The sequence below is a fragment of the Oceanicola granulosus HTCC2516 genome (assembly GCF_000153305.1).
Taxonomy (GTDB): domain Bacteria; phylum Pseudomonadota; class Alphaproteobacteria; order Rhodobacterales; family Rhodobacteraceae; genus Oceanicola; species Oceanicola granulosus.
Genome location: NZ_CH724108.1, coordinates 662,128 through 686,631 on the forward strand (window position 1 = coordinate 662,128; position 24,504 = coordinate 686,631).

The following is a 24,504-nucleotide window of genomic DNA, read 5'->3' on the forward strand; positions in this document are numbered from 1 at the left end:
GCCGGGCTGAAGCCCGGCCTACGGGGCGTGCGGGGCGGCTCGGGGGGTGTTGTGCTGGCCTCTGCGGTCGGGCTGTGGGATAGACCCGGGGAAACGACAAGCGAGGCGACGATGGGCGACTACGACTACGATTTGTTCGTGATCGGCGGCGGCTCGGGCGGCGTGCGCGCCGCGCGGCAGGCGGCGGCGACGGGGGCGCGCGTGGGGCTGGCGGAGTCCAGCCGGATGGGCGGCACCTGCGTGATCCGCGGCTGCGTGCCCAAGAAGCTGATGGTCTTCGCCTCCGGCTACCGCGAACTCGTCGAGGACGCCAAGGGCTACGGCTGGGAGATCGACGAGGGCCGCTTCGACTGGCCCGCCTTCCGTCAGAGCCTGCACGGCGAGCTCGACCGGCTCGAGGGCGTCTACCGCAAGCTGCTCGACAACAGCGGCGTCGAGATCCACGACACCCACGCGTCGCTCGAGGACGGCCATACCGTGCGCCTCGAGAGCGGCGGCACGAAGAGCGCCAGGGTGATCCTGATCGCCACCGGCGGCCGCCCGGTGCGGCCCGCGCAGCTCGGCGACGCCGAGCACGGGCTGGTGAGCGACGACATCTTCGACCTCGAGGAGCTGCCGAAGGAGCTGCTGATTCTCGGCGGCGGCTACATCGCCTGCGAGTTCGCCTGCATCCTCAACGGGCTCGGCGTGAAGGTCAGCCAGTTCTATCGCGGCGCGCAAATCCTGCGCGGCTTCGACGAGGAGGCGCGCGGGCTGATCGCCGAGAGCATGAAGGAGCACGGCATCGACCTCCACGTCGGCACCAACATCGTCGAGATGGACAGGACCGGCGACGGGCGCACCTGGGTGAAGGCGACCAACGGCGCCGAGCACGAGTTCGACGCGGTGCTGTTCGCCACCGGCCGCGCGCCCAACACCGAGACCCTCAACCTCGCCGCCGCCGGCATCGAGACGGGACGGCGCGGCCAGATCGTGGTGGACGAGTACAGCGCCACGTCCTGCCCCTCGGTCTACGCCATCGGCGACGTGACCGACCGGCTGCAGCTCACCCCGGTGGCGATCCGCGAGGGCATGGCCTTCGTCGACACCGTCTTCCGCGACAAGCCGACGCCGGTGGACCACGAGCTGGTGCCCTCGGCCGTCTTCACCCAGCCCGAGCTCGGCACCATCGGCATGACCGAGGAGCAGGCGCGCGACCTCGAGCCGGTGGAGGTCTACTGCACCTCGTTCCGGCCGATGCAGACCGCCTTCATCGGCCGGCCCGACCGGGTGCTGATGAAGCTGATCGTGAGCCGGGCGACGCGGCGTATCCTCGGCTGCCACATCGTCGCACCCGAGGCGGGCGAGATGATCCAGCTCGCCGGGATCGCGATCAAGATGGGCGCGACGAAAGAGGATTTCGACCGAACCGTGGCGGTTCACCCGACCATGGCCGAAGAGATCGTGACCATGCGCGAGCCGGTGCGCGCTGGTTGAAACGGCCCCCTTGGGCCACAATGTGATGAACGGGCGCCGCAAGGCGTGTTGGATAGGGAAGCGACAGCCACATGGCAGGCAACAACGGTGGCCCCTGGGGGGGCGGCGGAGGCAACCGCGGGTCGGGCAACGGCAGCAACGGCAACGGCAATGACGACGACCGGCGTCCGGCGCCGGGGCGTCGTCCCGGCGAAGGGATGCCCGAGATCGACGAACTGATGAACCGGGGCCGCGAGCAGCTGCGGGTGCTCATGGGCGGCCGGGGCCCGCGCGGCCCGGTCAACGGCGGCGGCGGGGGCGGCGGTAATGCCGGCCCGATGCTGACGCGCAGCACGCTGATCATCGCGGCGCTCGCCGCGGTCGGCCTGTGGCTCGTCGCCTCGTTCTACACGGTCAAGCCGGAGGAGCGCTCCGTCGAGCTGTTCCTCGGCCGCTACAGCGCCACCGGCGAGCCGGGCCTCAACTTCGCGCCCTGGCCGGTCGTGCATGCCGAGGTCATCCCGGTCACGCGCGAACAGACGATCGACATCGGCACCTCGCGCTCGGGGCAGGATGCGGGCCTGATGCTGACGGGCGACGAGAACATCGTCGACATCGACTTCCAGGTGGTCTGGAACATCACCGATCCGGCGCAGTACCTGTTCAACCTCGCCGACCCGCCCGCCACCATCGAGGCGGTCGCGGAATCGGCGATGCGCGAGATCATCGCCCAGAGCCAGCTCGCCCCGATCCTCAACCGCGACCGCGGTCCGATCGCCGACCGGCTCAAGGACCTGATCCAGACGACGCTCGACAGCTACGATTCCGGTGTCAACATCGTCCGCATCAACTTCGACAAGGCCGACCCGCCCGAGGCCGTCATCGCCTCGTTCCGCCGGGTGCAGGACGCCGAGCAGGAGCGCGACCGGCTGCAGAACGTCGCCGACGCCTACGCCAACCGGGTGCTCGCGGAGGCCCGTGGTGAGGCGGCGCAGCTGCTCGAGGAGGCCGAAGGCTACCGGGCGCGCGTCGTCAACGAGGCGCAGGGTGAGGCGAGCCGCTTCTCCGCGGTGCTGCAGGAATACGCCTCCGCTCCCGAGGTGACGCGCAAGCGGCTCTACCTCGAGACGATGGAACAGGTGCTCGGCGGGACCGACATCATCCTGCTCGACGAGCAGTCCGGCAGCCAGGGCGTCGTGCCCTACCTGCCGCTCGACCAGGTGCGCCGCCCGCAAGCGGGCTCCGCCGCCGCCACCGCGACCGAAGGGGCGAACAACTGATGCGCAAGACAACCTTTCTCCTGCCGATCCTCGTGATCGCCATCATCGCGATCGCCTCGTCGGTGTTCATCGTCGACGAACGCCAGCGCGCCCTGGTGCTGCAGTTTGGCCGCGTCGTCGACGTGAAGGCGCAGCCCGGGCTGGCCTTCAAGCTGCCGCTGATCCAGGAGGTCGTGCGCTACGACGACCGGATCCTGTCGCGCGACGTCGACCCGCTCGAGGTCACGCCGCTCGACGACCGCCGGCTCGTGGTCGACGCCTTCGCGCGCTACCGCATCACCGACGTGCGCCAGTTCCGGCAAGCCGTCGGCGCGGGCGGCGAGGAGGCGGCGGCGCGCCGACTCGACGGCATCCTGCGCGACGAGCTGCGCGCGGTGCTCGGCCAGGTGACCTCCAACGACATCCTGTCCACGGACCGGGCCGAGCTGATGCTGCGCATCAGAAACGGCGCGATCGAGGAGGCCAACGCGCTGGGCCTGACGATCATCGACGTGCGCCTCAAGCGTACCGACCTGCCGCCGGCCAACCTCAACGCCACCTTCGAGCGGATGATCGCGGAGCGCGAGCGCGAGGCGGCCGACGAGATCGCGCGTGGTAACGAGGCCGCGCAGCGGACGCGGGCGACCGCCGACCGGACCGTGGTCGAGCTCGTCTCCGACTCCGCCCGCCAGGCCGAGATCACCCGTGGTGAGGCCGACGCCGACCGCAACCGGATCTTCGCCGAGGCGTTCGGAGCCGACCCGGAGTTCTTCGAGTTCTACCGCTCGATGACCGCCTACCAGCGGGCGCTCCAGCAGGGCAACGCGCGCATGGTGATGTCGCCCGACAGCGAGTTCTTCACCTACCTGCGCTCGGACAACCCGTTCAGCATCGAGGCCACCGACGTGCCCGCCGCGGCCGTCGACGGCGATGTGGCCGACGACGATGTCGGCCCGGCCGAGGAGCCGGCGCTCGACGCGCCGAGCCCGGAGGAGGTCGAGGAGGCCGTCACCGACGACGCGGCCGACGCCGACACCGACGTGACCGAAGCGCCGGGCGGTCCGGTGGCCGAAGAGGTGGAAGAGACCGACGGCTGATGCAGACGGTCCTGACGGCCCTCGGGCTTCTGATCTTCGTGGAGGGGCTGGTGTACGCACTGGCCCCTTCGCTCGTCGAGCGGATGCTCGAGGCGCTGCGCGCCATGCCGCTCGAGCAGCGCCGCCTGTTCGGGCTGGGCGCGATGGCGGCCGGCCTGGTGGTGATCTGGGCGGCCTCGTAAGCCGGGCTTCAGCCCGGCTGCCGTGTATCGGGAAGTGTCCCTGTAGGCCGGGCTTCAGCCCGGCTGCCGTCCGAGGGAAGCCGGGCTGCCGCCCGCGCTTCAGGCGTCCCGCCACGCCCCCGGCGCCAGCCCCTCCAGCGTCCAGTCTCCCACGCGCCAGCGCACCAGGCGCAGGACGGGAAAGCCGATCGCGGCGCACATGCGGCGGACCTGGCGGTTGCGGCCCTCGGTGATCGTCACCTCGACCCAGCGGTCGGGGACGGACTTGCGGAAGCGCACCGGCGGGTCGCGCTCCCAGAGGGCAGGGGGCTCGATCAGGCGCGCGACGGCGGGGCGGGTGGGGCCGTCCTTCAGCTCGAGGCCCCGGCGCAGCGGCGCGAGGGCGTCGTCGTCCGGGTCGCCCTCCACCTGCGCGAGGTAGACCTTCTCGGTGCGCGCCTTCGGCGAGGCGATGCGGGCCTGCAGCCTGCCGTCGTCGGTCAGCACCAGCAGCCCCTCGCTGTCACGGTCGAGCCGCCCGGCGGGATAGACCGCCGGCACGTCGACGTAGCGCGACAGGGTCGGCCGCTCGGTGGGGCTCCTCGTGTCGGTGAATTGCGACAGCACCCCGAAAGGCTTGTTGAACAGGATCACGCGGGCCATGAAAAACCCTTACCGGCTGGGGGCTTGCCGCGCCACGGCAAAGAATTTTCGCGGCCGCGGAAATTTCTCTTGAAACGACTCGCCATCTGCATCACATGCGCCTCCACAGACGCCAACGCACGCGCCTCTGGCCACGTCCGGTGAACGAGCTTAGCGAGCTCACCAGGCTCCCCGGCACGCGTTATGCAGCGACGGTAACGTCTCCCTTGGAACTGAGCGGTCATAGCTGGCCGGGTCTATTGGAGATGACCATGACACTGCATAACGCGCAACAGCGCGATCCTCGTCTTGTCCCCGCCCCCTTCGGCTCGCGCCTCGACACCTACATCGCGCTGAGCGACTTCGACCGCCCGACCCTGGTCGTCGACCTCGACCGCGTCGAGCAGCAGTACCGCGCGCTCTCCGCCGGGCTCGGCCGCGCCACGATCCACTACGCCGTGAAGGCCAACCCCGCCGAGGAGGTCATCGCCCGCCTCGTCGCGCTCGGCTCGCACTTCGACGCCGCCTCGCGCGGCGAGATCGCCCTCTGCCTCGCGCAGGGCGCACGCCCGCGCGACATCTCCTTCGGCAACACGATCAAGAAGCCCTCCGACATCGCCTGGGCCTGGGACCGCGGTATCACGCTGTTCGCCGCCGATTCCGAGGAAGAGCTCGAGAAGATCGCCGAGCACGCCCCCGGCGCCCGCGTCTACATCCGCCTGATCGTGGAGACCTCCGAGGCCGACTGGCCGCTGACCCGCAAGTTCGGCTGCGACGCCTCCAAGGCGCTCGAGCTGCTAGACTACGCCACCGACCTGTCGCTCGAGCCGGTCGGCTTCTCGTTCCACGTCGGCTCGCAGACCCGCCGCGCCGAGATGTGGATCCCCGCGCTCGACGCCCTCGCCGCCACCTGGCGCGCGGCGCAGGCGGCGGGACACGAGCTCAGCGTGCTCAACATCGGCGGCGGCTTCCCGGCGTTCTACGGCGAGGAGATCGAGGCCCCCGAGGCCTATGCCCGCGCGGTGATGGGGTTGGTGACCGAGCGCTTCGGGGAGGTCGCCCACATCATGGCCGAGCCGGGCCGCGGCATGGTCGCCGAGGCCGGCACCATCGTCGCCGAGACGATGCTGGTGAGTCGCAAGTCCGACCGCGACGTGCACCGCTGGGTCTATCTCGACATCGGCCGCTTCTCGGGCCTCGCGGAGACCGAGGGCGAGGCGATTCGCTACCAGCTCGAGACCGGCCGCGACCACGAGGCGATGGGCCCCTGCATCCTCGCCGGCCCGTCCTGCGACAGCGCCGACGTGCTCTACGAGAAGCGCCCGGTGATGCTGCCGCTCGGCCTGAAATCCGGCGACCGCGTGCTGATCCGCAACACCGGCGCCTACACCTCGACCTACTCCTCGGTCGGCTTCAACGGCTTCCCGCCGCTCGACGTCGTCTGCATCTGACCGCTCCGCGGCGCACGATGGTATACCATAGTGCGCCGCTAAACCCTTGGCGAGATGCGAGAAATCCGTTCCCATAGCGCCGCCTTCGCCCTAGTCTCGGGCGGCAGGAGGGCGGTGCATGATCGATCACCCGCAGCGCTACGCGATGGCCAACGAGCTTCACGCCCGGCCATTTCCCGTGCTCGAAGCGCCCGCGCGGGCGGCCTACCTGGCGCTGAAGCCGGCCGAGGGCACGGCGCGCGATCTAGCCGCCGAGCGCGCCCACCTCATCGACCTGCTCGACCGATTCGACGCGCCGCACCCGCAGCCCGGCGCGACCCACTGGTTCGGGCGGATCGGGCGGCACTGGCTCAAGTGGGAGAGCCACACCGAGTTCGTCACCTTCCTCGTCTTCGGCCCCGGCCTCGACGGGCGCCCGTTCGATCCGGCCGAGTTCGGTGTCTTCCCCGCCGCCTGGCTCGAGGCCGCGCCGGGGGTGCGGGTGACGTCGGCGCTGATCCGGGTGGCGCAGGAGACCGACGACGAGGCCATCGCCGCGACCTGCGGCGCGTGGTTCGAGGCCGAGAGCCTGGCGCTGTCGCGGGTGCTCGACGACGAGCTCGTCGTCGCCGCCGACTTCCGCATTGATCCCGCCGGCCACATGCGCCTCGCCGTCTTCGCCCGCCCCGGCACCGGGCCGGCGCGGATCGGGCGGGTGGTGCAGCGGCTCTGCGAGATCGAGACCTACAAGGCGCTGTCGATGCTCGGCCTGTTCCAGGCGCGCGCCCTCGGCCCCGCGCTCGACGGGCTGGAGGCGCGGCTGACGCGGCTGGTGGCGGGCCTGGGCGGCAGCACGGCGAGCGCGGAGGAGACGCTGAAGGCGTTGCTGGCGATCTCCGGCGAGCTCGAGGACATGGCCGCCCGCTCGTCGTTCCGCTTCGGCGCGACGGGGGCCTACGCCCAGATCGTCGGGCAGCGCATCGACGTGCTGCACGAGCAGCGCTTCCTCGGGCGGCAGACCTTCGGCGAGTTCATGATGCGTCGCTACGACCCGGCGATGCGCACCGTGCGCGCCACCGAGCGCCGCCTCGCCACGATGGCCGAGCGGGCGCTCCGGGCGGGCGACCTGCTGCGCACCCGGGTCGACGTGGAGCGCTCGGCGGAGAACCAGGCGCTGCTGGCGTCGATGGACCGGCGCGCCGACCTGCAGCTCAGGCTGCAGCACACTGTCGAGGGGCTGTCGGTGGTGGCGATCAGCTACTACGCGGTCAACCTCGTGCTCTACCTCGCCGCGCCCTTCGCGGGCGTGCTCGGCAAGGGCGCGCTGGCGGCGCTGGTGACGCCGCCGGTGATCCTCGCGGTGTGGCTCGGCGTGCGCCGCATCCGGCGCCGCGTGGCGCACTAGCGGCGCGGCCTATCCGAGGCGGCCGATCCGCTCGACGAGCAGCGCATAGAAGCGCTCGGCGTCGATGTCGCCCATGAAGGTGGCGTTGGGGGCGCGGTCGGTGACGCGCCACCAGTCGGCGACGGTCATGCCCAGCGTGAGTTCCGAGCTGGTCTCGATCTCCACGTTGACGTGGCGGCCGGTCATCAGCGTCGGGTCGATCAGGTGGGCGATGACGCACGGGTCGTGCAGCGGCGCACCCTCGGCGCCGTACTTCTCCATGTCGAAGCGCTCGAAGAAGTCGGTCCAGGCGGCGACGCTGTCGCCGACCTTCGTCCCCATCGCCCGGAAGGCGTCGATGCGCGGCTTGGTGGTCAGCGCCTTGTGCGTCGTGTCGAGCGGCACCACCGTCAGCGGGATGCCGGAGTGGAAGACGATGTCGGCGGCCTCCGGGTCGACGTAGATGTTGAACTCGGCGGCCGGGGTGATGTTGCCGACCTCGAAGTAGGCGCCGCCCATCAGCACGATCTCCTGCACCCGCTCCGCGATCTCGGGGGCGCGCTGGAGCGCGGCGGCGATGTTGGTGAGGGGGCCGAGCGGGCAGAGCGTGACGCTGCCGGCGGGCTCGCGGCGCAGGGTTTCGGTGATGAAGTCGACGGCGTGCTGCGCCTGCAGCGGCATGGTCGGCTCGTCCATCGGCGGGCCGTCGAGGCCGGTCTTGCCGTGGACGTGCTCGGCGGTGACGAGCGGGCGCTCGAGTGGCGCGTCGCAGCCGGCGAAGACCTTCACATCGGGCCGCCCGGCCAGTTCGCAGACGATGCGCGCATTGCGCTCGGTGAGGGGCAGGGGGACGTTGCCGGCGACGGCGGTGATGCCGAGCAGGTCGACGTCCTCGGGGCTCGCCAGCGCGAGCAGGATGGCGACGGCGTCGTCCTGCCCGGGATCGGTGTCGATGATGATCTTGCGCGCCATGCCTTGCCTGTCTCCCTCTGTCGCCGCACGTCGCGCGGCCGGTTGGCGGACAAGACCATCATCGGCCGGCGGGGTCCAGCCGGTGCGGGCCCGGTGGCGGAACGGAATGGCCCGGCGCTCATTGGTGCGGGGCAGGACCCTCGAAAGGAGACCTTCATGACCCGCATCCACACCGCCCTCGCCACGCTGCTTCTCGTCGTGCCCGGCCTCGCCACGGCGCAGGAAATCCAACCGAACGAGGAGCCGATGACGCTCGAGCAGCTGCTGGAGACGTATCCCGACCTGAGCGCGATCGAGTTCGCCGAGCTCGACACCGACGGCGACGGCTATCTCGACGCCGACGAACGGGCCGCGATGAACGAGCTCGACATCGCGGACGACGACTGATCCGGCGGCGGCCGCGCCCTCGTCGGCGCGGCCGCGTTCGTCAGCGGCTGCCGCGGCTCAGGGCGGCGACGCCGGTGCGGGCCACCTCGACGAGGCCGAGCGGCCGCATAAGCTCGGCGAAGGCGTCGATCTTCTCCGGCGTCCCGGTGATCTCGAAGACGAAGCTCTCGAGCGTCGAATCCACCACGTTGGCGCGGAAGATGTCGGCCAGCCGCAGCGCCTCGACCCGCTGATCGCCTTGCCCCGCCACCTTGAACAGCGCCAGCTCCCGCTCGACCGAGGCGCCTTCGACCGTCAGATCGTGCACCGCGTGAACCGGCACGATCCGCCCGACCTGCGCCTTGATCTGCTCGATCACCTGCGGCGTGCCGGTGGTGACGATGGTGATGCGGCTGAGATGGCCGGTATGGTCGACCTCGGCCACGGTCAGGCTCTCGATGTTGTAGCCCCGCCCCGAGAACAGCCCGATCACCCGCGCCAGCACGCCGGGTTCGTTCTCGACCAGCACCGCCAGGGTGTGCCGCTCCTCGACATCGGAGAAGGTGGGGCGGAGGTTGTAGGCGGAATGGCTGGTGGAGCCTTGCTGGATGTTGAGTGGGGACATGGATCAGACTTCTTTCGGATCAGGATTGATTGTGCGCAGGCGGTCGGGGATATCGCTGCGGACATGCAGGAAGTCGAACACGCGGTAAACGTCCTCGACCTTCAGAAACAACGCGAAGTGTTCGCCGGTGCGGATGAAGCCGATGACGCCATCCGCGGCCTGACCGGTCAGTTGGTCGGCGTACCGCACCGGGAGGTCGCCGCGGGCGAGGGCATCGAGACGGTCCACGATCTGTCGCTCGTAGAGGTCCATCTGGTCGGGACCGAAGGTCTCGAGCGTCCAGACGAAGATCTCGACCAGTCGCGCCTCGCCTCCCGGTGTGAGTTCCCACCGCATCAGCCCCCGGACCGCACCCGCTGTCGCGCCGTCTCGGCCGCCCCGTGCACGGCTTCTTCGCCGGTGCCGGGAGCCGTGGCGCCCGTCTCGGCTTCACGAAGGCCCCGCTGCAGGCGCTCGTGAAGCGCGTGCAGCTGGGACTCATCCTCCTCCAGCAGCCGCAGCCCCGCCCGCATCGCCTCGCTGGCGTTCTGGTAGCGCCCCGAGGCGACCAGGCGGTCGATCAGGGCGCTTTGGTGGTCGGTCAGGACGACGTTGCGGGTGGGCATGGCGGCTCTCCTTTGGCTGGCAATATATGCCAGCCGCGCCCTTCAGACCAGCACCGAGCCCTTGGCGTCGATGACGCCCTGGGTCTCGGCCTCGCCGAGCAGCATCTCGTTGTGGGCCTTGCCCGACGGGATCATCGGGAAGCAGTTCTCGTGCTTCTCGACGAGGCAGTCGAAGATCACCGGGCCGTCGTGGTCGAGCATCTCCATGATCGCGTCGTCGAGGCTGTCGGGGTCGGCGCACTGGATGCCCTTCGCGCCGAAGGCCTCGGCGAGCTTGACGAAGTCGGGCAGCGCCTCCGACCAGCTCTGGGAGTAGCGCTCGCCGTGCAGCAGCTCCTGCCACTGGCGCACCATGCCGAGGCGCTCGTTGTTGAGGATGAACTGCTTGACCGGCAGGCGGTACTGCACCGCAGTGCCCATCTCCTGCATGTTCATCAGCCACGACGCCTCGCCGGCGACGTTGATGACGAGCGCGTCGGGGTGGGCGACCTGCGTGCCGATGGAGGCGGGGAAGCCGTAGCCCATGGTGCCGAGGCCGCCGGAGGTCATCCAGCGGTTGGGTGCCTCGAAGCCGAGGTACTGCGCCGCCCACATCTGGTGCTGGCCGACCTCGGTGCAGATGTAGCGGTCGTGCCCCTTCGTCAGCGCCTCGAGCCGCTCGAGCGCGTATTGCGGGCGGATCACCTTGCCTTCCTGGCGGTAAGACAGGCACGAGACCTTCTGCCACTCCGCGATCTTGCTCCACCACCGGCCGAGCGCGGCCTTGTCGGACTTGCGGCCGCGGCTCTTCCAGACCTTGAGCATGTCCTCGAGCACGTGGGCTACGTCGCCGACGATGGGCAGGTCGACATGGATGACCTTGTTGATCGAGGACGGGTCGATGTCGATGTGCGCCTTGACCGAGTCGGGGGAGAAGGCGTCGATGCGGCCGGTGATGCGGTCGTCGAAGCGGGCGCCGATGTTGATCATCAGGTCGCAGTCGTGCATCGCCATGTTGGCCTCGTAGAGGCCGTGCATCCCCAGCATCCCGAGCCACTTGTCGCCCGAGGCGGGGTAGGCGCCGAGGCCCATCAACGTGGACGTGATCGGAAAGCCCGTCGCCTCGACCAGCTCGCGCAGCAGCTGGCTGGCGGCCGCGCCGGAGTTGATGACGCCGCCGCCGGTGTAGAAAATCGGCCGCTCGGCTGTCTCCATCGCCTCCACCAGCGCGGTGATCGTCTCGATGTCGCCCTTGAGACGCGGCGCGTAGTGGCTCCGCGGTCCCTTGGTCGGCTCGGTGTAGTCGCCGGTGGCGAACTGGACGTCCTTGGGGATATCGACGAGCACCGGCCCCGGGCGGCCCGCGCGCGAGACGTGGAACGCCTCGTGGATCGTCTCGGCCAGCCGGTCGGTATCCTTCACCAGCCAGTTGTGCTTGGTGCAGGCGCGGGTGATGCCGACGGTGTCGGCCTCCTGGAACGCGTCCGAGCCGATCATGAAGGTCGGCACCTGGCCGGTCAGCACGATGATCGGGATCGAATCCATCAGCGCGTCGGTGAGCCCGGTGACGGCGTTGGTGGCGCCGGGGCCGGAGGTGACCAGCGCGACGCCCACCTTGCCGGTCGAGCGGGCATAGCCTTCGGCGGCATGGACCGCGCCCTGTTCGTGGCGCACGAGGATGTGGCGGATGTCGTTCTGCTGGAAGAGTTCGTCGTAGATCGGAAGAACGGCGCCGCCGGGATAGCCGAATACAACGTCCACGCCCTGATCCTTCAGGGCCTGAACCACCATCTTCGCTCCGGTCATCTGACGTGTCATTAGGTCTCTCCGTTCACTGACGTCCGTCGTTTCACGCACAAAAAAGCCCCCGAACTTTCTCGGAGGCGCATGGGGTACCAGATATGGTCAACCGTTACCGGCCCATGCGCCAATCCCTGATAAGTACGAGTACGTCGGCCATGCCTGACAGGCTCCTTCGCGTGCAGACCGAGCTATGACCCGCCTGTGCGGCGAGGTCAACAGGGGGATCGGAGAAAATTTCGAACTAGAGGTCGGGCGCGCAATATTATTTCGCACCCGGCTCGCGGGCGGTGATTCGGTCCCGGTGCGGCGGCGGGCGGAGCGGGCGGCAGGCGCGCCGCCGCGGCTATTGGGTGTTTGGTGCGGGGAAACAATCGGGGGCGGTGATTCCGTTTCGTTGAGCGGGGAGCGGGCAGTGCAAGAAATAACTATGAAGCTGCCACAATCCGGACAACATCTCCTTGCGGAGGCGCCGTCCCAGCCAGCGTCGAACCTGCCTCGAGGAGCATTCCGATCGCACAGGACATCCACGCGTTCCTGGCCGAGCTGCGCGCCACCAGCCCGCACGCCGCGCCCGACGTCACCCCGCTCGCCGACGGCCGCCGCGTCGTGATCTGGTTCGAAGCCGGGGCGGGCGACGTCGCGCCGCTCAAGGGGCAGGTCTTCGGCGAAGATGGCGCGGCGCGCGACGACGCGTTCGTGATCGCGCGCGAGGCGCTGTTCTCGGGCGGCGTCGATGCCTCCGCCGTCGGCGCGGGCGCGGTGATCTTCTTCGAAGGCCCGGCGGGCGAGCGGGTGGCGACGGTCGGGCTGCCGCGCGAGGCGCTCGGAGCGCCGGAGGGCATGCACGCGCCGGCGTGAGGGCCGGGCCGGGCTGAAGCCCGGCCTACGGACGCTCAGCCGTTGTCGGCGGGAATCTCGGCCTCGACGGGAGCCGCCGGGGCGCTGCAGGGGCCGACGAGCTGCTCGTACTGGACGGTGATCCAGCCCAGCGCGGCCTCCGGGTTCTGCGCCTCGAGGCGGTCGGTGAACTGCGAGAAGACGCGCGAGGAGCGGGAATCGTCGATCATCTCGATGTCCTGCGCCGAGAGCACCGTGTCGTAGAGGAAGAACACCACCGCCACGAGCAGGATGCCGCGGGCGACGCCGAACAGGAAGCCGAGCGCCTGGTCGAGCCCGCCGAGCCGGGTGCGCTGGATCAGCGACGACAAGAGCGGCGTGAACAGCGACACCACCAGCAGCGCCACCGCGAACACCGCGGCGAAGGCGGCGATGATCGACAGCTCGCAGGAATCGCCGATGAAGTCGCCCACCACCGGCAGCGAGCGGATCAGCGGCTGGACCTGGTCGGCGAAGATGAAGGCGAGCACCGTCGCCGCGACCCAGCCGGCGATGGCGAGCAGCTCGCGCACGAGACCGCGCGAATAGGCCAGCAGCGCAGACAGAACGATGACCACGGCGACCACCGCGTCGACGACCGTAAAGCCTTCCATGGCGTCCCTCGTCTTGTTTCAGCGCGGCCCGAAGATGTCGGCGACGAAGCCGGGGAGGTCCGCCATCTGGCGCAGTTCCAGGCCCGGATCGCCGCCCCGTTTACGGGCCTGCGGCAGGATGGCCTGCGTAAAACCAAGTTTCTGCGCCTCCTTCAACCGGTTTTCCGTCTGCGCCACTGCGCGGACGGCCCCCGAGAGAGAGATCTCGCCGAAGATCACCGCCTCGGCGGGCAGCGCGGAGTCCTCGCGGGCCGACAGCAGCGCGGCGGCGACGGCGAGGTCGGCGGCGGGATCGGAGATGCGCAGGCCGCCGGCGACGTTGAGATAGACGTCGAGCCCGGCGAAGGCGACGCCGCAGCGGCTCTCCAGCACCGCGAGGATCATCGCCAGCCGCCCGCCGTCCCAGCCCAGCACCGAGCGGCGGGGCTGCGAGGTGGGCGAGGGGGCGACGAGGGCCTGGAACTCGCACAGCAGCGGCCGCGATCCCTCGATGCCGGCGAAGACCGCCGAGCCGGGCGCGGGGGTGGCGCGCTCGGAGAGGAACAGCGCGGAGGGGTTCTTGACCTCGACCAGCCCGCGGCCCGTCATCTCGAAGACGCCGATCTCGTCGGCGGGGCCGAAGCGGTTCTTGTGGGCGCGCAGGATGCGGAACTGGTGGCCGCGCTCGCCCTCGAAGTAGAGCACCGTGTCGACCATGTGCTCGACGACGCGCGGGCCGGCGATCTGGCCCTCCTTGGTGACGTGGCCGACCATCACCATCGAGATGCCCTTGCGCTTGGCGAAGGTGGTCAGCTCGTGGGCCGCCGAGCGGACCTGGCTGACCGAGCCGGGCGCGGCCTCGACGGTGTCGAGCCACATGGTCTGGATCGAGTCGATGATCGCGAGGTCGGGGGCCTCGGCCTCGAGGGTGGTGAGGATGTCGCGCAGGTTGGTGGCGGCGGCGAGGTGGACGGGGCTTTCGGTGAGGCCGAGCCGGCGGGCGCGCATCTGGATCTGCGCCGCGCTTTCCTCGCCGGAGATGTAGAGCACCTTCAGCCCGCCCCGGGCGAAGCGCGCCGCCGCCTGCAGCAGCAGCGTCGACTTGCCGATGCCGGGATCGCCCCCCACCAGCAGCGCCGACGCCTTGACCAGGCCGCCCCCGAGCACCCGGTCGAGCTCGACGACGCCCGACAGGGTGCGCGGCGGCTCGGCCTCGGCCTGGGCGAGGTCGGTGAGGCGGATCGGGGTGCCGCGCCTGGCGCCGAGCGCCTTGCCGCCGGGGCCCTGCGAGAGCGGCTGGGCCTCCTCCACGGTGTTCCACGCACCGCAGCTTTCGCAGCGGCCCGCCCACTTGCTCGAGGTGGCGGCGCAGGCGGTGCAGACGAAGGCGGCGGCTTTGCTCATGGCCCCGGTTTGGCGCGAAACGGCTGCCGCCGCAACGGGCCTCGCACCCGTTCGTGATCGGCGGTATGGGGGGCGGATGACCCTTGAGCCGACCGAGATCTTCCTCGCCGCGCAGCCCGGCCTCGAGGCGCCGCTGGCCGACGAGGCCCGCGAGGCGGGCTTCGCGCGCGTCGCCGCCGTGCCCGGCGGCGTCACCGTTGCGGGCGGCTGGGACGAGGTGGCGCGCGCCAACCTCGCCCTGCGCGGCGCGGGGCGGGTGCTGGCGCGGATCGGCGGCTTCCCCGTCTTCCACCTCGCCCAGCTCGACAAGCGGGCGCGCAAGTTCGGCTGGAGCGCGGTGCTGCGCCCCGACGTGCCGGTGAAGATCGAGACGACGTGCCTGCGCTCCAAGGTCTACCACGCCGGCGCCGCCACCCAGCGCATCGCCCGCGCCATCACCGAGGAGCTCGGCGCCGAGGTGGTGAGCGAGGGGCCGGCGCTGCGCTTGATGGTGCGCATCGAGGACAATTTCTGCACCTTCTCCATCGACACCTCCGGCGAGCCGCTGCACCGGCGCGGCCACAAGGCGTTCGTCGGCAAGGCGCCGCTGCGCGAGACGATGGCGGCGCTGTTCCTGCGCCAGTGCGGCTATCGCGGCGACGAGCCGGTGGTCGATCCGATGTGCGGCTCGGGAACGATCGTGCTCGAGGCGGCGGAGATGGCGCTCGGCCTCCCGCCGGGGCGCGGGCGCCGCTTCGCCTACCAGGACCTCGCGGTGCCCGTCGCCGCCCCCGCCGCGCCCGCGCCCGCGCCGCGCGACATCGCGCTGCGTTTCACCGGGGCCGATCGCGACTCGGGCGCGATCCAGGGCGCGGGCGCCAACGCCGCGCGGGCCGGGTTGGAGGAGGTCACGACGTTCCTGCGCCAGCCGGTCAGCGAGCTGGCCCGGCCCGAGGGGCCGCCGGGGCTGGTGATGGTCAACCCGCCCTACGGCGGGCGGATCGGCAACAAGCGCCAGCTCTTCGGCCTCTACAACGCGCTCGGCGCGGTGCTCCTCGAGCGCTTCTCGGGCTGGCGCGTCGGGATCGTGACCAGCGAGGCCGGCCTCGCCCGCGCCACCGCGCTGCCCTTCGCCGAGACCGGACCGCCGGTGGCGCACGGACCGCTCAAGATCCGGCTCCACCGCACGGACCCGCTGCCATGAGCGCCTTCGCCTTCGACTCGAGCCGCCACGCCGGCCGCGCCATCGCGGTGATGTGCTTCGGCGTCTTCTGCCTCGTGCTGTCGGACACCGCCTCCAAGTGGCTGGTGGAGCGCTACCACCCGCTGCAGATCCAGTTCGTGCGCAACCTGATCGCCGCCCCTGTGGTGGGGCTCATCATCCTGTTCAGCGCCGGCCCGCGCGGGCTGGTGTCGGCGCGGCCGGCGATCCACGTGGGCCGCGCCCTGCTGACCATCGCGGCGACGTGGTCGTTCATCCTGAGCCTGCGCTACCTGTCGCTCGAGAGCGCGACGGCGCTGATCTTCACCGCGCCGCTGTTCATCGCGGCGCTGTCGGGGCCGCTCCTCAAGGAGTGGGTGCCGCGCGACCAGTGGGTGGCGATCATCGTCGGCTTCACCGGGGTGCTGGTGATCGCGCGGCCGGGGGCGGGGGTGTTCGACCCGGCGACGCTGCTGCCCGTGCTGGCGGCGGCGTGTTATGCCTTCATCATGATCGGCGCGCGCTGGATCGACCCGCGCGACAACTTCCTGACCATGACGTTCTACATGACGCTGCTGCCCGCCATCCTCTGCGCGGCGACGCTGCTGATGGAGTGGCCGGAGCGACAGCCCGGCGACCTCGTGCTGATGGCGGCGGTGGCGCTGATGGGGACGCTGGGGATCGCCTGCCTCAGCCAGGCCTTCCGAATGGCGAGCGCGGCGACGGTGGCGCCGTTCGACTACACCGCGCTGCTCTGGGCGAGCCTCATGGGCTGGCTGGTCTGGGGCACGGTGCCGAGCGTCTGGGTCTACGCGGGCGCGGCGATCATCGTGGGCAGCGGGCTCTACCTGCTGATCCACGAGAGCCGCGCCGCGCGGCGCGCGCGCGACCGCTCTCAGGTGCCGTAGGCGCGGGCCTCGCCGTCCATCACCTCGGCCGCGGCGGCGAGCACCGCGTCGGCTATAACGTCGCACTGCGCGAGCGTCAGCCGTGCGGGCAGGCGCATGTCGCAGGCCTTCATCAGCATCGCCCGGGTCTTCGGCAGCTCGGGCGCGGCGCCGAGGAACTCCCAGTTCCAGAAGGCGCGGGCGTTGTTCTCGCTGAGTCCGAATACCTGCACCGTCACCCCGCGCCGCGCCGCCGCCTCGGCGAAGGCGCGGGTCTCGTCGGGCGCCATGCCGACGGTGTTGAACTGGATCGAGTCGGGCGCGCGCATCTCCGGCGCGAGCCTGGCCGGCACCGCGAGCCAGGGCGAGCCGGCGAGGCGGGCGGCGACGTGGTCGTGGTTGCGCCGGCCGTCGCGGATGCGGCGGGCGACCTCGCCGAGCTGCGGGCGGATGATCGCGGCGGCGAGGTTGGAGAGGCGCAGGTTGTAGAGCGGCAGCTTGTTCTGCCAGCGTGCGAAGGCGTCCTGCAGGACCGGGTGCTTCTTCCAGTTGTGCTCGTAGGCGCCCGACATGATGATCGCACGCGCCACGAGGTCGGCGTCGTCGGTGATGAGGATGCCGCCCTCGCCGGAATTGACGAGCTTGTAGGACTGGAACGAGAAGCAGCCGACCCGGCCGATCGTGCCGATGTTGCGCCCGTGCCATGTGGTGCCGAGCGAGTGCGCCGCGTCCTCGATCACCGGCAGGCCGGCGTCGGCGGCGAGGGCCATGATCGCGTCCATGTCTGAGGTGTGGCCGCGCATGTGGCTGATCAGGATCGCGTCGGCCCCGGGGAGCTTGGCGGCGAAGTCGTCGAGGTCGATGCGGTAGTCGTCGTTGCACTCGACGAGGACCGGCACGCACTCGGCGTGGATCACCGCGGAGGGCACGGCGGCGAAGGTGAAGGCGGGGATCAGCACCCGCGCCCCCGCCGGCAGGCCGAGCGCCTTGAGCGACAGGAACAGCGCCGCCGAGCACGACGACACCGCGAGCGCGTACTTCGCCCCGAGGAACGCCGCGAACTCCGCCTCGAGCAGCGCGACGGGCGCGTTCTCGGGGGCGGTGTAGCGGAACAGGTCGCCCGAATTCAGCAGGCGCTCCACCTCGGCCATGGCGGCGGCGGGGACGGGTTCGGCGTCGTAGACATCGGGGGGCAGGGGCATGTTCGGCTTTCCTGAAACTTTCCTTCGGGATACGCGAAGGGCGGGGTCGGCGCAACGTGCCAGACGGCCGCGCCCGCCCGCGGCGGCGGAGCCTCCGGCGGGGATACTTGCAGGACAGAGGGGGAGCGGCGCGCTCAGGGGCGGGGCAGGGCGCCGATGGCGAGGCTGCGGATCTCGCGCAGCAGCTTGCGGGTCATCGCGGCCTGGTAGTCCTCGAAGCCGAGCGCGGCCTCGACGAAGGCGCCGGGGCCGCGGATGACGTAGGCGTCGTAGTAGGCGACGAGCTCGCCGATCTCGATCAGCCGCCGGGCGACCGCCTCCTCGGGCGGCGCGCCGATGACGAGGCCGTTGACGACCATCCCCGGCGGCAGCTCGGCGGCGTCGATGTCCTGGGGGCGCGGGCCGGTGTTGGACTTGCCGTCGCCCGACAGGTCGAGCGTGCGCTGCCAGCACTCGGGCTGCTGCGCGAGCAGGGCGCCGCCGTAGCGGGTCGCCGCGCCGATGGCGGTGGTCGGCTCGGTGCGGCGGCGCTCGGTGGCGCGCAGGTGGGCGATGACACCGTCGAGGGCGGCGGCGTCGGAGATCTCGCTCCAGGGCAGGATCAGCACGTGATCGCGCGGGCCGCTCCACTCGAAGACCGTGATCCGCACCGGCGCCGCGGCCCCCTCGAGCAGGGCCGCGCGCACCTCGGGCGCGTCGAGCGCACCGGCGAGGCCGTCCATCTGCAGCCGGTACTCGCGCCGGTCGACGGAGCCCGAGACGTCGAGCCCGAGTGCCAGCGCCTGCCGGCAGGCGGCGTCGGCCCCGGTGGCGAGGCAGAGCCAGAGGAGCGCGGCGCGGATCATCACGGCGCCTCCCGGCGCTTGCCGACGGGCGTGGCGGCGACTTCGCGCAGCAGCTTGCGGCGCATCGCGCGCTCGTAGTCGGCGAAATCGGCGGCGACCTCGACGAAGGCGCGGGGGCCGCCGATCAATTCGGCGCGGTAGTAGCCGGGCAGGCCGCCGGCCTCGGCGTCGCCGATCGCGAGGCCGTTGACGGTCACGTCGGCCAGCGGGAAGTGGCGGTAGGCGGCGGCGGGCGGGAAGCCCTCGTTGTTCACCCCGTCGCCGGCGACGTCGATCGTCTCGAACAGGCAGTCGGGCGCGCGCGCCAGCAGCCCCGCGCCGTAGCCGAGCGCGTGGCCCAGCGCGGTGGGGGAGTCGTCGGCGTGGCGGCTCGAGCGGGCGAGGCGGTCGGCGGCGGCGAAGAGGCGGGCGTCGTCGTCGATCAGGGTCCAGTCGAGCAGCAGCTGCTGGTTGTAGCGCCCGGACCACTCGAAGATCGCCAGCGCCACGGGCAGGTCGGCGGCGAGAAAGGCGGCGCGGACCTCGGGCGCGGTGAGCGCGGCGGCGAGGCCGTCGCGCTGCAGAACGTCCTCGGCGGCATCGACCGAGGACGAGACGTCGAGGGCGAGGACCAGCGCGAGGCGGCACTCCTGCGCCTCGGCCGGCCCCGCGAGAGCGAGGAGGAGGGCGGCGGCGGCCCTCACCAGTGTCCCGTGTTCTCCATGCTCGCCCACGGCTCCTGCGGGGGCAGGCGCTCGCCGGCCTGCAGCAGCTCGATGGAGACGTTGTCGGGCGAGCGGACGAAGGCCATGTGGCCGTCGCGCGGCGGGCGGTTGATGGTGACGCCGGCGTCCTGCAGCTTCTGGCAGGTCTCGTAGATGTTGTCGACGCTGTAGGCAAGGTGGCCGAAATGGCGGCTGTCGGACGGCAGGCCCTCGTCGCCGTCCCAGTTCCAGGTCAGCTCGACGGGGCAATCCTCCTGGCCCTCGGGCGCCATGAACACCAGCGTGAAGCGGCCGCCTTCGTTCTCGGAGCGCTTGGTCTCCTTGAGGCCGAGCAGCTCGTAGAAGGCCATGTTCTCTTCCAGGTCCTTCACCCGGACCATCGTGTGCAGGTAGCGCAGAGCCATTCGTCTCTCCCATGTCTGTGTCGACGCCGAACCTAACACGGCCGTCGACGGGGGCCAGACCGGATCGGGGAGAGGGGGCCTCAGAAAGCGGAGCGGAAGGTCAGGCCGCCGCCGAGCGTCTCGGTCTCGAAGCGGGTGACGTTGCTGTCGGTATGGACGCGCTCGCCGTGCAGCACGGGCTGGAAGCCGTAGAACTCGACGCGCTGCACCGGCACCTCGACGCGGGTGGTGCGGCGGACGTCCTCGCGGGCGTCGAGGCGGTAGGCGGTGAGCGCGTAGTCGCGCGCCTCGATGCCGTGGAACAGGGTGACGTCGCTCTCGAACCGCCAGCCGATCCCGGCGGAGCGGGCCTCGTAGGCGCGGTCGAACCCCTCGGAGGTCACCGAGCGCCGGCCGAGGCTCAGTGTCAGCGCGCCGGGGGCGCCGAAATCGTGCGAGTAGCTCGCGTCGACGCCGACCGCCTCGGTGTCGGCGGTCTCGTGGTTGACGACGCGCTCGGCGGAGAGGCCGAAGTCGAGCCGGTCGCGCGGGCCGATGGTGACGCCGCGCCCGACCTTCAGGCGGGTGAAGTCGGACCACGCCTCGCCGCCGTACCAGAACCGCCCGGCGGTGATGGCGAAGCGCCACGGGTCGCGCCCGCCGTCGGGGGCCCAGACATGGCCGAGCCCGAGGCTGAGCTGCAGCTCGCCGTAATCCGCCCCCTCGGCGTCGGGCTTGATCTCGCGGGCCTCGTCGGAGAGCCGGTAGGTGCGTCCGTAGCCGCCGACATCGACATAGGTGAGGCTGTTGGTGCGCTCGCGCAGCCGGTAGCGCAGCTGCCCGCCGGCGGTGAACTCGGTGCCCGAGAGCGGCCGCGCGTCGCCGGTGAGGGCGAAGACGAAGGGCAGGCCGGGCAGGACGATGGTCTCGTTGGTGGTGCCGTTGTTGAGGTTGTTCGTCGGCGAGACGGAGAAGTCGACGGAGAAGCTCAGCGGGTTGCGGCGGCGCAGGTAGCGGAAGTCGTCGGCGACCGCGGCGCGGCTGGCGGCGTCCGGTGCGTGCTGGCGGGCGCGGCGCAGCCAGAACTGGGCCAACGTGTCGCGCTCCTGCCCGGCGAGGCCGACGGCGGCGAGGCGGGCGCTGGCGTAGCGCGCCGCCGGCACCTCGGCCTGCCGCCAGGCCTGCCGGGCGGCGCGCTGGGCGCTGTCGTAGTCCCGCAGCGCGACGGCGGCCTCGGCGCGCAGGATCAGCGCCGGCACGTCGGCATCGTCGCGCGCGATCAGGGCGTTGGTCATGTGCGCGGCGCTGGCCGGGTCGCCGGCGGCGAGGCGGTCGGCGGCCAGCGTCATCAACGCCTCGGGGCTCAGCCCGGCCTCCGGCGGCGGCTCGGCCACCGCCGGACCGGCCGCGAGGCCGAGCGCGGTCGCCAGCAGCAACAGGGCGCGTCGGGTCATGGAGGTCGGCCCTAGTTGTCGTTGCCCCGGTACAGGATGAACCCGCCGGTCTCCTGCGCCGTCGCGTCGCTGCGCGGGTCGGTCGACTCGACCACCAGCACGCCGACGATCTCGCCGCCGTCGTCGGCATCGGTCGCGTCGCCCGCGAGCACGGCGTAGAACTCGCCGGTCTCGTACTCGTCGCCCGCGCCGTCGATGGAGAATATGGTGCCGGCATATTCTCCGTTGGCGTCGAAGCCGCCGCCTTCGCCCTGCTCGACCGTCAGGATCAGGTCGGGCATGGGCAGCTGGCCCTCGCCGGACCCCGAGACGATGTTGCCGTTGACGTCATAGGCGTTGCGGTTGGTCACGCGGGCGCGCACGCCCTGGTTGGTGTTGAAGTCCTCGAAGTCGATCGCCATCCGGGCGTCGCCCTCAGTGTACTCGAGCCCGCCCTGGCCGCTGAAGACCCGCATCCCGGCATAGTCGCCGGTGTAGATCGCCTGGCCGGTCTCGGGCACCTCGAAGCCGCCCTCGCGCTGGTAGACGAACCCGCCGAAGCCGTAGTCGAGGTAGCCGCCCGTGCGCACGATGGCGAAGGAGGTGCGCGGCGCGCGCTCGCCGCCGCCGCGCCCGACGGTGTTGTCGGAGAAGCCGACGATGGCGCGGTAGGGGGTGAGCTGGTTGATCGGATCGCCGGTGAGCGAGTCGGTGTGGATCGCCTCGGCCTCGTAGACGGCGTAGCCGTTCATGCTCGCGACGGCCTCGCCGCGGGCGTAGGTGTTGGGGCCGTCGAAGGCGAGGTTGTCGATGTAGAAGCTGTCGGTCTCGGGATCGTAGACCACCGGCTCGGTCAGCAGGCCGCCGCCGTTGCCGCTGTCGGCCTCGAAGCGCACGATGCCGGAGTCGGGCGACGGGTCGTCGGCGGAGGGTGGCAGGCGCGCGGCATCGGCGTCGACGCCCGCGTCTTCGCCGTCCGCGTCGCCGGCGTCACCGACGCCGTCGGGGGTGTCGGTGTCGTCGCCGGACGCGTCTTCGCTCGCGGTATCCTCGCCGATCTCCTCGTCGTCGAAGAACGGTTGTCCGTCGCCACAGGACGACAGGATGGCCAGCGCGGACGCCGCAATCAGTAGCTGTTTCATGACCTGCTCGCTCGTAACGCCCGGAATTCGTCCCGGATCATTTGGACCGACGCTCTCAGATGCCGCCCCGCCCTGTCAACGTGGCGGCACCTCGGGGCCGGTCCGGCGCGTCGTCATGTTCCCGAATTGTCACGACGTTTCGGCAGATGTAGGTTGCACCGACCCGCAGCGCCCAAGGAGCCTCCCATGACCCTCACCCCCGAGCAGCAGGCCGAGATCGACGAGCTGCGAGCCACGCCGCGGCCCACCCTGCGCGCGGTCTCGGAAGGCATGGAGGGTCATCTCTACAAGGCCAATCCGGTGCTCGACCACGGCTTCGTGCGGGTGATCGACTATATGGGCGACGATGCCGCGATCTGCCAGGCGGCGCGGGTTTCCTACGGGCGCGGCACCAAGGCGGTGAGCAACGACGAGGGGCTGATCCGCTACCTGATGCGGCACTGGCACTCGACCCCGTTCGAGATGTGCGAGGTCAAGCTGCACGTGAAGCTGCCGGTGTTCGTCGCGCGCCAGTGGATCCGTCACCGCACCGCCAACGTCAACGAATACTCCGCCCGCTACTCGATCCTCGACCGCGAGTTCTACATCCCCGAGCCCGAGAAGCTCGCCGCCCAGTCGGTGACCAACAACCAGGGCCGCGGCGAGGCGCTCGGCCCCGAGGAGGGGGCGCGGGTGCTGGAGTGGCTCAAGGCCGACGCGGCGCGGGCCTACGATCACTACGAGGCGATGATCGGGCAGGACGGCCAGCAGGGCCTCGCCCGCGAACTCGCCCGGATGAACCTGCCGGCCAACATCTACACCCAGTGGTACTGGAAGGTGGACCTGCACAACCTGTTCCACTTCCTGCGCCTGCGCGCCGACGCCCACGCGCAATACGAGATCCGCGTCTACGCCGAGGAGATCTGCCGCCTCGTCAAGGACTGGGTCCCCCACGCCTACGCCGCCTTCGAGGATTACCGCCTCGGCGGCGCCACCCTGTCGGGGAAGGCGCTGGAGTGTCTGAGGCGGATGCTCGCCGGGGAAGCGGTGACGCAGGAGACCTCCGGCATGAGCAAGGGAGAATGGCGGGAGTTCCAGGCGGTATTGGGGTAGGAGGACCCGGCGTAGGGTGCGCATTTATTGCGCACCCCCCGCGCGACCCCGCGAAGGTCATTCGGTTGTCACCGGACAGGGCCACGGTGAAGAAGATCGTGGCCCCGCCGATCCGGGGCCGCAGGTAGCGCGACATGGTGCCAGCCTGCCAGCCGCCGGTTGACAAACCATTGACGCCCCCGCGTCGCCCCCCGTAGGCCGGGCTTCAGCCCGGCCCCCGCCGAAAGGACTCAGACCAATGCACTTCTACGGCCTCTCCACCTGCGACACCTGCCGCAAGGCGCGCCGCGCGCTCGACGCCGGTGGGCGCGCCTACGAGGTGGTCGACGTGCGCGCCGACGGGCTGGCGCCGGAGGTGCTGGCCGAGATGCTCGCAGCGCTCGGGCCGGACCTCGTCAACCGGCGCTCGACCACGTGGCGCCAGCTCCCCGAGGCCGAACGGCAGCAGCCGCCCGAGGCGTTGCTCGCGGCGCATCCGACGTTGATGAAACGGCCGGTGATCCTTGACGACGGGCGCTGGTGGCTCGGCTGGGGGCCGGAGGTTCAGGCGGCGGTGCTTGGCTAGGCGGGCGGAGGTGCCTATCTGGAGGCGAACCAGACTCAACCGGAGCCCGCCCATGCGCAACGCCGCCCTCACCCTCGGACTGATCGCCGGCCTGATCGGCATCCTCGTCGGGCTCGTCGGCTACGGCTATGCCGAGCTGACACGGATCAACTCCGACATCGCCGACACGTTCGGCCTGCTCGACAACCCGGACCTGATCCGCTTCGCTTCGTTCTTCGCGCCGCTGCTGGCCATCGCGGGCGGCGCGATGGCGAAGGCGCGGGCGCTGTGGGGCGGGGTTCTGCTGATCGTGTCGGCGGGGCTGTTCTACGGCGCGTTCGGGTTCAACATCGGGACGATGTTCCCGATCGGGTTCGCGGCGCTCGGCGGGCTGCTGGCGCTGGCGGCGGGCAAGCCGGACGAGCCGAAGGCGCATTTCTA

General features: G+C 70.9%; 27 protein-coding genes. 13 read left to right on the plus strand and 14 right to left on the minus strand.

Features of this window, described 5'->3' with window-relative positions; translation table 11 throughout:
* Nucleotides 1-111 precede the first annotated feature (111 nt).
* From gorA to OG2516_RS15340, 4 genes are all read left to right on the plus strand, one after another.
* Nucleotides 112-1,476: a glutathione-disulfide reductase gene (gene gorA / locus OG2516_RS15325; RefSeq protein WP_007256623.1), complete on the plus strand. Its 1,365-nt coding sequence runs from the start codon at nucleotides 112-114 to the stop codon at nucleotides 1,474-1,476.
* 71 nt (nucleotides 1,477-1,547) lie between these two features.
* Nucleotides 1,548-2,735, plus strand: coding sequence for an FtsH protease activity modulator HflK (gene hflK, locus OG2516_RS15330; protein ID WP_007256624.1), 1,188 nt, complete (start codon nucleotides 1,548-1,550; stop codon nucleotides 2,733-2,735).
* Nucleotides 2,735-3,811, plus strand: coding sequence for a protease modulator HflC (gene hflC / locus OG2516_RS15335; protein ID WP_007256625.1), 1,077 nt, complete (start codon nucleotides 2,735-2,737; stop codon nucleotides 3,809-3,811). The genes hflK and hflC overlap by 1 nt, the downstream gene beginning before the upstream one ends.
* The gene (locus OG2516_RS15340) at nucleotides 3,811-3,993 is read left to right on the plus strand and encodes a DUF2065 domain-containing protein (RefSeq protein WP_007256626.1); all 183 of its coding nucleotides are present in this window, start codon (nucleotides 3,811-3,813) and stop codon (nucleotides 3,991-3,993) included. The genes hflC and OG2516_RS15340 overlap by 1 nt, the downstream gene beginning before the upstream one ends.
* 99 nt (nucleotides 3,994-4,092) lie before the next feature.
* On the opposite strand, the gene OG2516_RS15345 is transcribed toward OG2516_RS15340, so the two are convergent.
* Entirely contained in the window at nucleotides 4,093-4,635 is a 543-nt protein-coding gene (locus tag OG2516_RS15345) for a pseudouridine synthase (RefSeq protein WP_007256627.1), read from the minus strand.
* A gap of 251 nt (nucleotides 4,636-4,886) precedes the next feature.
* Here OG2516_RS15345 and OG2516_RS15350 point away from each other — a divergent pair, with 251 nt between their 5' ends.
* Both OG2516_RS15350 and OG2516_RS15355 read left to right on the plus strand, forming a co-directional pair.
* Nucleotides 4,887-6,065: a type III PLP-dependent enzyme gene (locus OG2516_RS15350; protein ID WP_050769185.1), complete on the plus strand. Its 1,179-nt coding sequence runs from the start codon at nucleotides 4,887-4,889 to the stop codon at nucleotides 6,063-6,065.
* Nucleotides 6,066-6,183: 118 nt separating this feature from the next.
* On the plus strand, nucleotides 6,184-7,449 hold the full coding sequence (locus OG2516_RS15355) for a DUF3422 family protein (RefSeq protein ID WP_007256629.1): 1,266 nt from the start codon (nucleotides 6,184-6,186) through the stop codon (nucleotides 7,447-7,449).
* Nucleotides 7,450-7,458: 9 nt separating this feature from the next.
* On the opposite strand, the gene OG2516_RS15360 is transcribed toward OG2516_RS15355, so the two are convergent.
* A complete protein-coding gene (locus tag OG2516_RS15360; RefSeq protein ID WP_007256630.1) occupies nucleotides 7,459-8,400 on the minus strand; it encodes a nucleoside hydrolase in 942 nt (313 codons plus the stop codon).
* Between the two features lie 156 nt (nucleotides 8,401-8,556).
* Between OG2516_RS15360 and OG2516_RS15365 the strand changes: the two genes are divergently transcribed.
* Nucleotides 8,557-8,787 carry a hypothetical protein gene (locus tag OG2516_RS15365; RefSeq protein ID WP_007256631.1) on the plus strand — a complete coding sequence of 77 codons (231 nt, stop codon included), beginning with the start codon at nucleotides 8,557-8,559 and terminating at the stop codon, nucleotides 8,785-8,787.
* Between the two features lie 40 nt (nucleotides 8,788-8,827).
* On the opposite strand, the gene ilvN is transcribed toward OG2516_RS15365, so the two are convergent.
* The 4 genes from ilvN to OG2516_RS15385 are packed head-to-tail and all read right to left on the minus strand — an operon-like array spanning nucleotide 8,828 to nucleotide 11,793.
* Complete coding sequence (ilvN, locus tag OG2516_RS15370) at nucleotides 8,828-9,391, minus strand: acetolactate synthase small subunit (protein WP_007256632.1); 564 nt, start codon at nucleotides 9,389-9,391, stop codon at nucleotides 8,828-8,830.
* 3 nt (nucleotides 9,392-9,394) lie between these two features.
* A complete protein-coding gene (locus tag OG2516_RS15375; RefSeq protein ID WP_007256633.1) occupies nucleotides 9,395-9,727 on the minus strand; it encodes a type II toxin-antitoxin system RelE/ParE family toxin in 333 nt (110 codons plus the stop codon).
* Nucleotides 9,727-9,996: a type II toxin-antitoxin system ParD family antitoxin gene (locus OG2516_RS15380; RefSeq protein ID WP_007256634.1), complete on the minus strand. Its 270-nt coding sequence runs from the start codon at nucleotides 9,994-9,996 to the stop codon at nucleotides 9,727-9,729. Before OG2516_RS15380 ends, OG2516_RS15375 begins: the two co-directional genes overlap by 1 nt.
* 42 nt (nucleotides 9,997-10,038) lie before the next feature.
* The gene (locus tag OG2516_RS15385) at nucleotides 10,039-11,793 is read right to left on the minus strand and encodes an acetolactate synthase 3 large subunit (protein WP_040615933.1); all 1,755 of its coding nucleotides are present in this window, start codon (nucleotides 11,791-11,793) and stop codon (nucleotides 10,039-10,041) included.
* 591 nt (nucleotides 11,794-12,384) lie between these two features.
* Here OG2516_RS15385 and OG2516_RS15390 point away from each other — a divergent pair.
* Nucleotides 12,385-12,636, plus strand: a complete 252-nt coding sequence (locus OG2516_RS15390; RefSeq protein ID WP_007256636.1) for a hypothetical protein — start codon at nucleotides 12,385-12,387, stop codon at nucleotides 12,634-12,636.
* Between the two features lie 35 nt (nucleotides 12,637-12,671).
* On the opposite strand, the gene OG2516_RS15395 is transcribed toward OG2516_RS15390, so the two are convergent.
* The gene (locus tag OG2516_RS15395) at nucleotides 12,672-13,268 is read right to left on the minus strand and encodes a CvpA family protein (RefSeq protein ID WP_007256637.1); all 597 of its coding nucleotides are present in this window, start codon (nucleotides 13,266-13,268) and stop codon (nucleotides 12,672-12,674) included.
* Between the two features lie 18 nt (nucleotides 13,269-13,286).
* A complete protein-coding gene (radA, locus tag OG2516_RS15400; protein WP_007256638.1) occupies nucleotides 13,287-14,651 on the minus strand; it encodes a DNA repair protein RadA in 1,365 nt (454 codons plus the stop codon).
* Between the two features lie 76 nt (nucleotides 14,652-14,727).
* Between radA and OG2516_RS15405 the strand changes: the two genes are divergently transcribed.
* Nucleotides 14,728-15,834 carry a THUMP domain-containing class I SAM-dependent RNA methyltransferase gene (locus tag OG2516_RS15405; RefSeq protein WP_007256639.1) on the plus strand — a complete coding sequence of 369 codons (1,107 nt, stop codon included), beginning with the start codon at nucleotides 14,728-14,730 and terminating at the stop codon, nucleotides 15,832-15,834.
* Nucleotides 15,831-16,739, plus strand: a complete 909-nt coding sequence (locus OG2516_RS15410; protein WP_007256640.1) for a DMT family transporter — start codon at nucleotides 15,831-15,833, stop codon at nucleotides 16,737-16,739. Before OG2516_RS15405 ends, OG2516_RS15410 begins: the two co-directional genes overlap by 4 nt.
* Here OG2516_RS15410 and OG2516_RS15415 read toward each other — a convergent pair.
* The 6 genes from OG2516_RS15415 to OG2516_RS15440 form a co-directional block, all read right to left on the minus strand.
* Nucleotides 16,727-17,920, minus strand: a complete 1,194-nt coding sequence (locus OG2516_RS15415; protein WP_007256641.1) for a DegT/DnrJ/EryC1/StrS family aminotransferase — start codon at nucleotides 17,918-17,920, stop codon at nucleotides 16,727-16,729. The two genes, OG2516_RS15410 and OG2516_RS15415, sit on opposite strands and share 13 nt — an antisense overlap.
* A 134-nt stretch (nucleotides 17,921-18,054) precedes the next feature.
* The gene (locus tag OG2516_RS15420) at nucleotides 18,055-18,765 is read right to left on the minus strand and encodes a DUF1194 domain-containing protein (RefSeq protein ID WP_007256642.1); all 711 of its coding nucleotides are present in this window, start codon (nucleotides 18,763-18,765) and stop codon (nucleotides 18,055-18,057) included.
* On the minus strand, nucleotides 18,765-19,451 hold the full coding sequence (locus OG2516_RS15425) for a DUF1194 domain-containing protein (RefSeq protein ID WP_040616113.1): 687 nt from the start codon (nucleotides 19,449-19,451) through the stop codon (nucleotides 18,765-18,767). The genes OG2516_RS15420 and OG2516_RS15425 overlap by 1 nt, the downstream gene beginning before the upstream one ends.
* Nucleotides 19,445-19,873 carry a VOC family protein gene (locus OG2516_RS15430; protein ID WP_007256644.1) on the minus strand — a complete coding sequence of 143 codons (429 nt, stop codon included), beginning with the start codon at nucleotides 19,871-19,873 and terminating at the stop codon, nucleotides 19,445-19,447. The genes OG2516_RS15425 and OG2516_RS15430 overlap by 7 nt, the downstream gene beginning before the upstream one ends.
* Nucleotides 19,874-19,953: 80 nt before the next feature.
* On the minus strand, nucleotides 19,954-21,306 hold the full coding sequence (locus OG2516_RS19120; protein WP_007256645.1) for a tetratricopeptide repeat protein: 1,353 nt from the start codon (nucleotides 21,304-21,306) through the stop codon (nucleotides 19,954-19,956).
* Nucleotides 21,307-21,317: 11 nt separating this feature from the next.
* The gene (locus tag OG2516_RS15440) at nucleotides 21,318-22,427 is read right to left on the minus strand and encodes a hypothetical protein (protein WP_007256646.1); all 1,110 of its coding nucleotides are present in this window, start codon (nucleotides 22,425-22,427) and stop codon (nucleotides 21,318-21,320) included.
* A gap of 186 nt (nucleotides 22,428-22,613) precedes the next feature.
* Here OG2516_RS15440 and thyX point away from each other — a divergent pair, with 186 nt between their 5' ends.
* The 3 genes from thyX to OG2516_RS20475 form a co-directional block, all read left to right on the plus strand.
* The gene (thyX, locus tag OG2516_RS15445) at nucleotides 22,614-23,519 is read left to right on the plus strand and encodes an FAD-dependent thymidylate synthase (protein ID WP_007256647.1); all 906 of its coding nucleotides are present in this window, start codon (nucleotides 22,614-22,616) and stop codon (nucleotides 23,517-23,519) included.
* Nucleotides 23,520-23,757: 238 nt separating this feature from the next.
* Nucleotides 23,758-24,084: an arsenate reductase family protein gene (locus tag OG2516_RS15450; protein ID WP_007256648.1), complete on the plus strand. Its 327-nt coding sequence runs from the start codon at nucleotides 23,758-23,760 to the stop codon at nucleotides 24,082-24,084.
* A 52-nt stretch (nucleotides 24,085-24,136) separates the two neighbouring features.
* Nucleotides 24,137-24,504: hypothetical protein (locus tag OG2516_RS20475; RefSeq protein WP_007256649.1), on the plus strand; the 368-nt coding region annotated here is incomplete at its 3' end.

What these genes read in the sequence shown, in the direction of transcription:
- gorA (WP_007256623.1), top strand. Translation starts at nt 112, where the DNA reads ATGGGCGACTACGACTACGATTTGTTCGTGATCGGCGGCGGCTCGGGC.
- hflK (WP_007256624.1), top strand. Translation starts at nt 1,548, where the DNA reads ATGGCAGGCAACAACGGTGGCCCCTGGGGGGGCGGCGGAGGCAACCGC.
- hflC (WP_007256625.1), top strand. Translation starts at nt 2,735, where the DNA reads ATGCGCAAGACAACCTTTCTCCTGCCGATCCTCGTGATCGCCATCATC.
- OG2516_RS15340 (WP_007256626.1), top strand. Translation starts at nt 3,811, where the DNA reads ATGCAGACGGTCCTGACGGCCCTCGGGCTTCTGATCTTCGTGGAGGGG.
- OG2516_RS15345 (WP_007256627.1), bottom strand. Translation starts at nt 4,635, where the DNA reads ATGGCCCGCGTGATCCTGTTCAACAAGCCTTTCGGGGTGCTGTCGCAA.
- OG2516_RS15350 (WP_050769185.1), top strand. Translation starts at nt 4,887, where the DNA reads ATGACACTGCATAACGCGCAACAGCGCGATCCTCGTCTTGTCCCCGCC.
- OG2516_RS15355 (WP_007256629.1), top strand. Translation starts at nt 6,184, where the DNA reads ATGATCGATCACCCGCAGCGCTACGCGATGGCCAACGAGCTTCACGCC.
- OG2516_RS15360 (WP_007256630.1), bottom strand. Translation starts at nt 8,400, where the DNA reads ATGGCGCGCAAGATCATCATCGACACCGATCCCGGGCAGGACGACGCC.
- OG2516_RS15365 (WP_007256631.1), top strand. Translation starts at nt 8,557, where the DNA reads ATGACCCGCATCCACACCGCCCTCGCCACGCTGCTTCTCGTCGTGCCC.
- ilvN (WP_007256632.1), bottom strand. Translation starts at nt 9,391, where the DNA reads ATGTCCCCACTCAACATCCAGCAAGGCTCCACCAGCCATTCCGCCTAC.
- OG2516_RS15375 (WP_007256633.1), bottom strand. Translation starts at nt 9,727, where the DNA reads ATGCGGTGGGAACTCACACCGGGAGGCGAGGCGCGACTGGTCGAGATC.
- OG2516_RS15380 (WP_007256634.1), bottom strand. Translation starts at nt 9,996, where the DNA reads ATGCCCACCCGCAACGTCGTCCTGACCGACCACCAAAGCGCCCTGATC.
- OG2516_RS15385 (WP_040615933.1), bottom strand. Translation starts at nt 11,793, where the DNA reads ATGACACGTCAGATGACCGGAGCGAAGATGGTGGTTCAGGCCCTGAAG.
- OG2516_RS15395 (WP_007256637.1), bottom strand. Translation starts at nt 13,268, where the DNA reads ATGGAAGGCTTTACGGTCGTCGACGCGGTGGTCGCCGTGGTCATCGTT.
- radA (WP_007256638.1), bottom strand. Translation starts at nt 14,651, where the DNA reads ATGAGCAAAGCCGCCGCCTTCGTCTGCACCGCCTGCGCCGCCACCTCG.
- OG2516_RS15405 (WP_007256639.1), top strand. Translation starts at nt 14,728, where the DNA reads ATGACCCTTGAGCCGACCGAGATCTTCCTCGCCGCGCAGCCCGGCCTC.
- OG2516_RS15410 (WP_007256640.1), top strand. Translation starts at nt 15,831, where the DNA reads ATGAGCGCCTTCGCCTTCGACTCGAGCCGCCACGCCGGCCGCGCCATC.
- OG2516_RS15415 (WP_007256641.1), bottom strand. Translation starts at nt 17,920, where the DNA reads ATGCCCCTGCCCCCCGATGTCTACGACGCCGAACCCGTCCCCGCCGCC.
- OG2516_RS15420 (WP_007256642.1), bottom strand. Translation starts at nt 18,765, where the DNA reads ATGATCCGCGCCGCGCTCCTCTGGCTCTGCCTCGCCACCGGGGCCGAC.
- OG2516_RS15430 (WP_007256644.1), bottom strand. Translation starts at nt 19,873, where the DNA reads ATGGCTCTGCGCTACCTGCACACGATGGTCCGGGTGAAGGACCTGGAA.
- OG2516_RS19120 (WP_007256645.1), bottom strand. Translation starts at nt 21,306, where the DNA reads ATGACCCGACGCGCCCTGTTGCTGCTGGCGACCGCGCTCGGCCTCGCG.
- OG2516_RS15440 (WP_007256646.1), bottom strand. Translation starts at nt 22,427, where the DNA reads ATGAAACAGCTACTGATTGCGGCGTCCGCGCTGGCCATCCTGTCGTCC.
- thyX (WP_007256647.1), top strand. Translation starts at nt 22,614, where the DNA reads ATGACCCTCACCCCCGAGCAGCAGGCCGAGATCGACGAGCTGCGAGCC.
- OG2516_RS15450 (WP_007256648.1), top strand. Translation starts at nt 23,758, where the DNA reads ATGCACTTCTACGGCCTCTCCACCTGCGACACCTGCCGCAAGGCGCGC.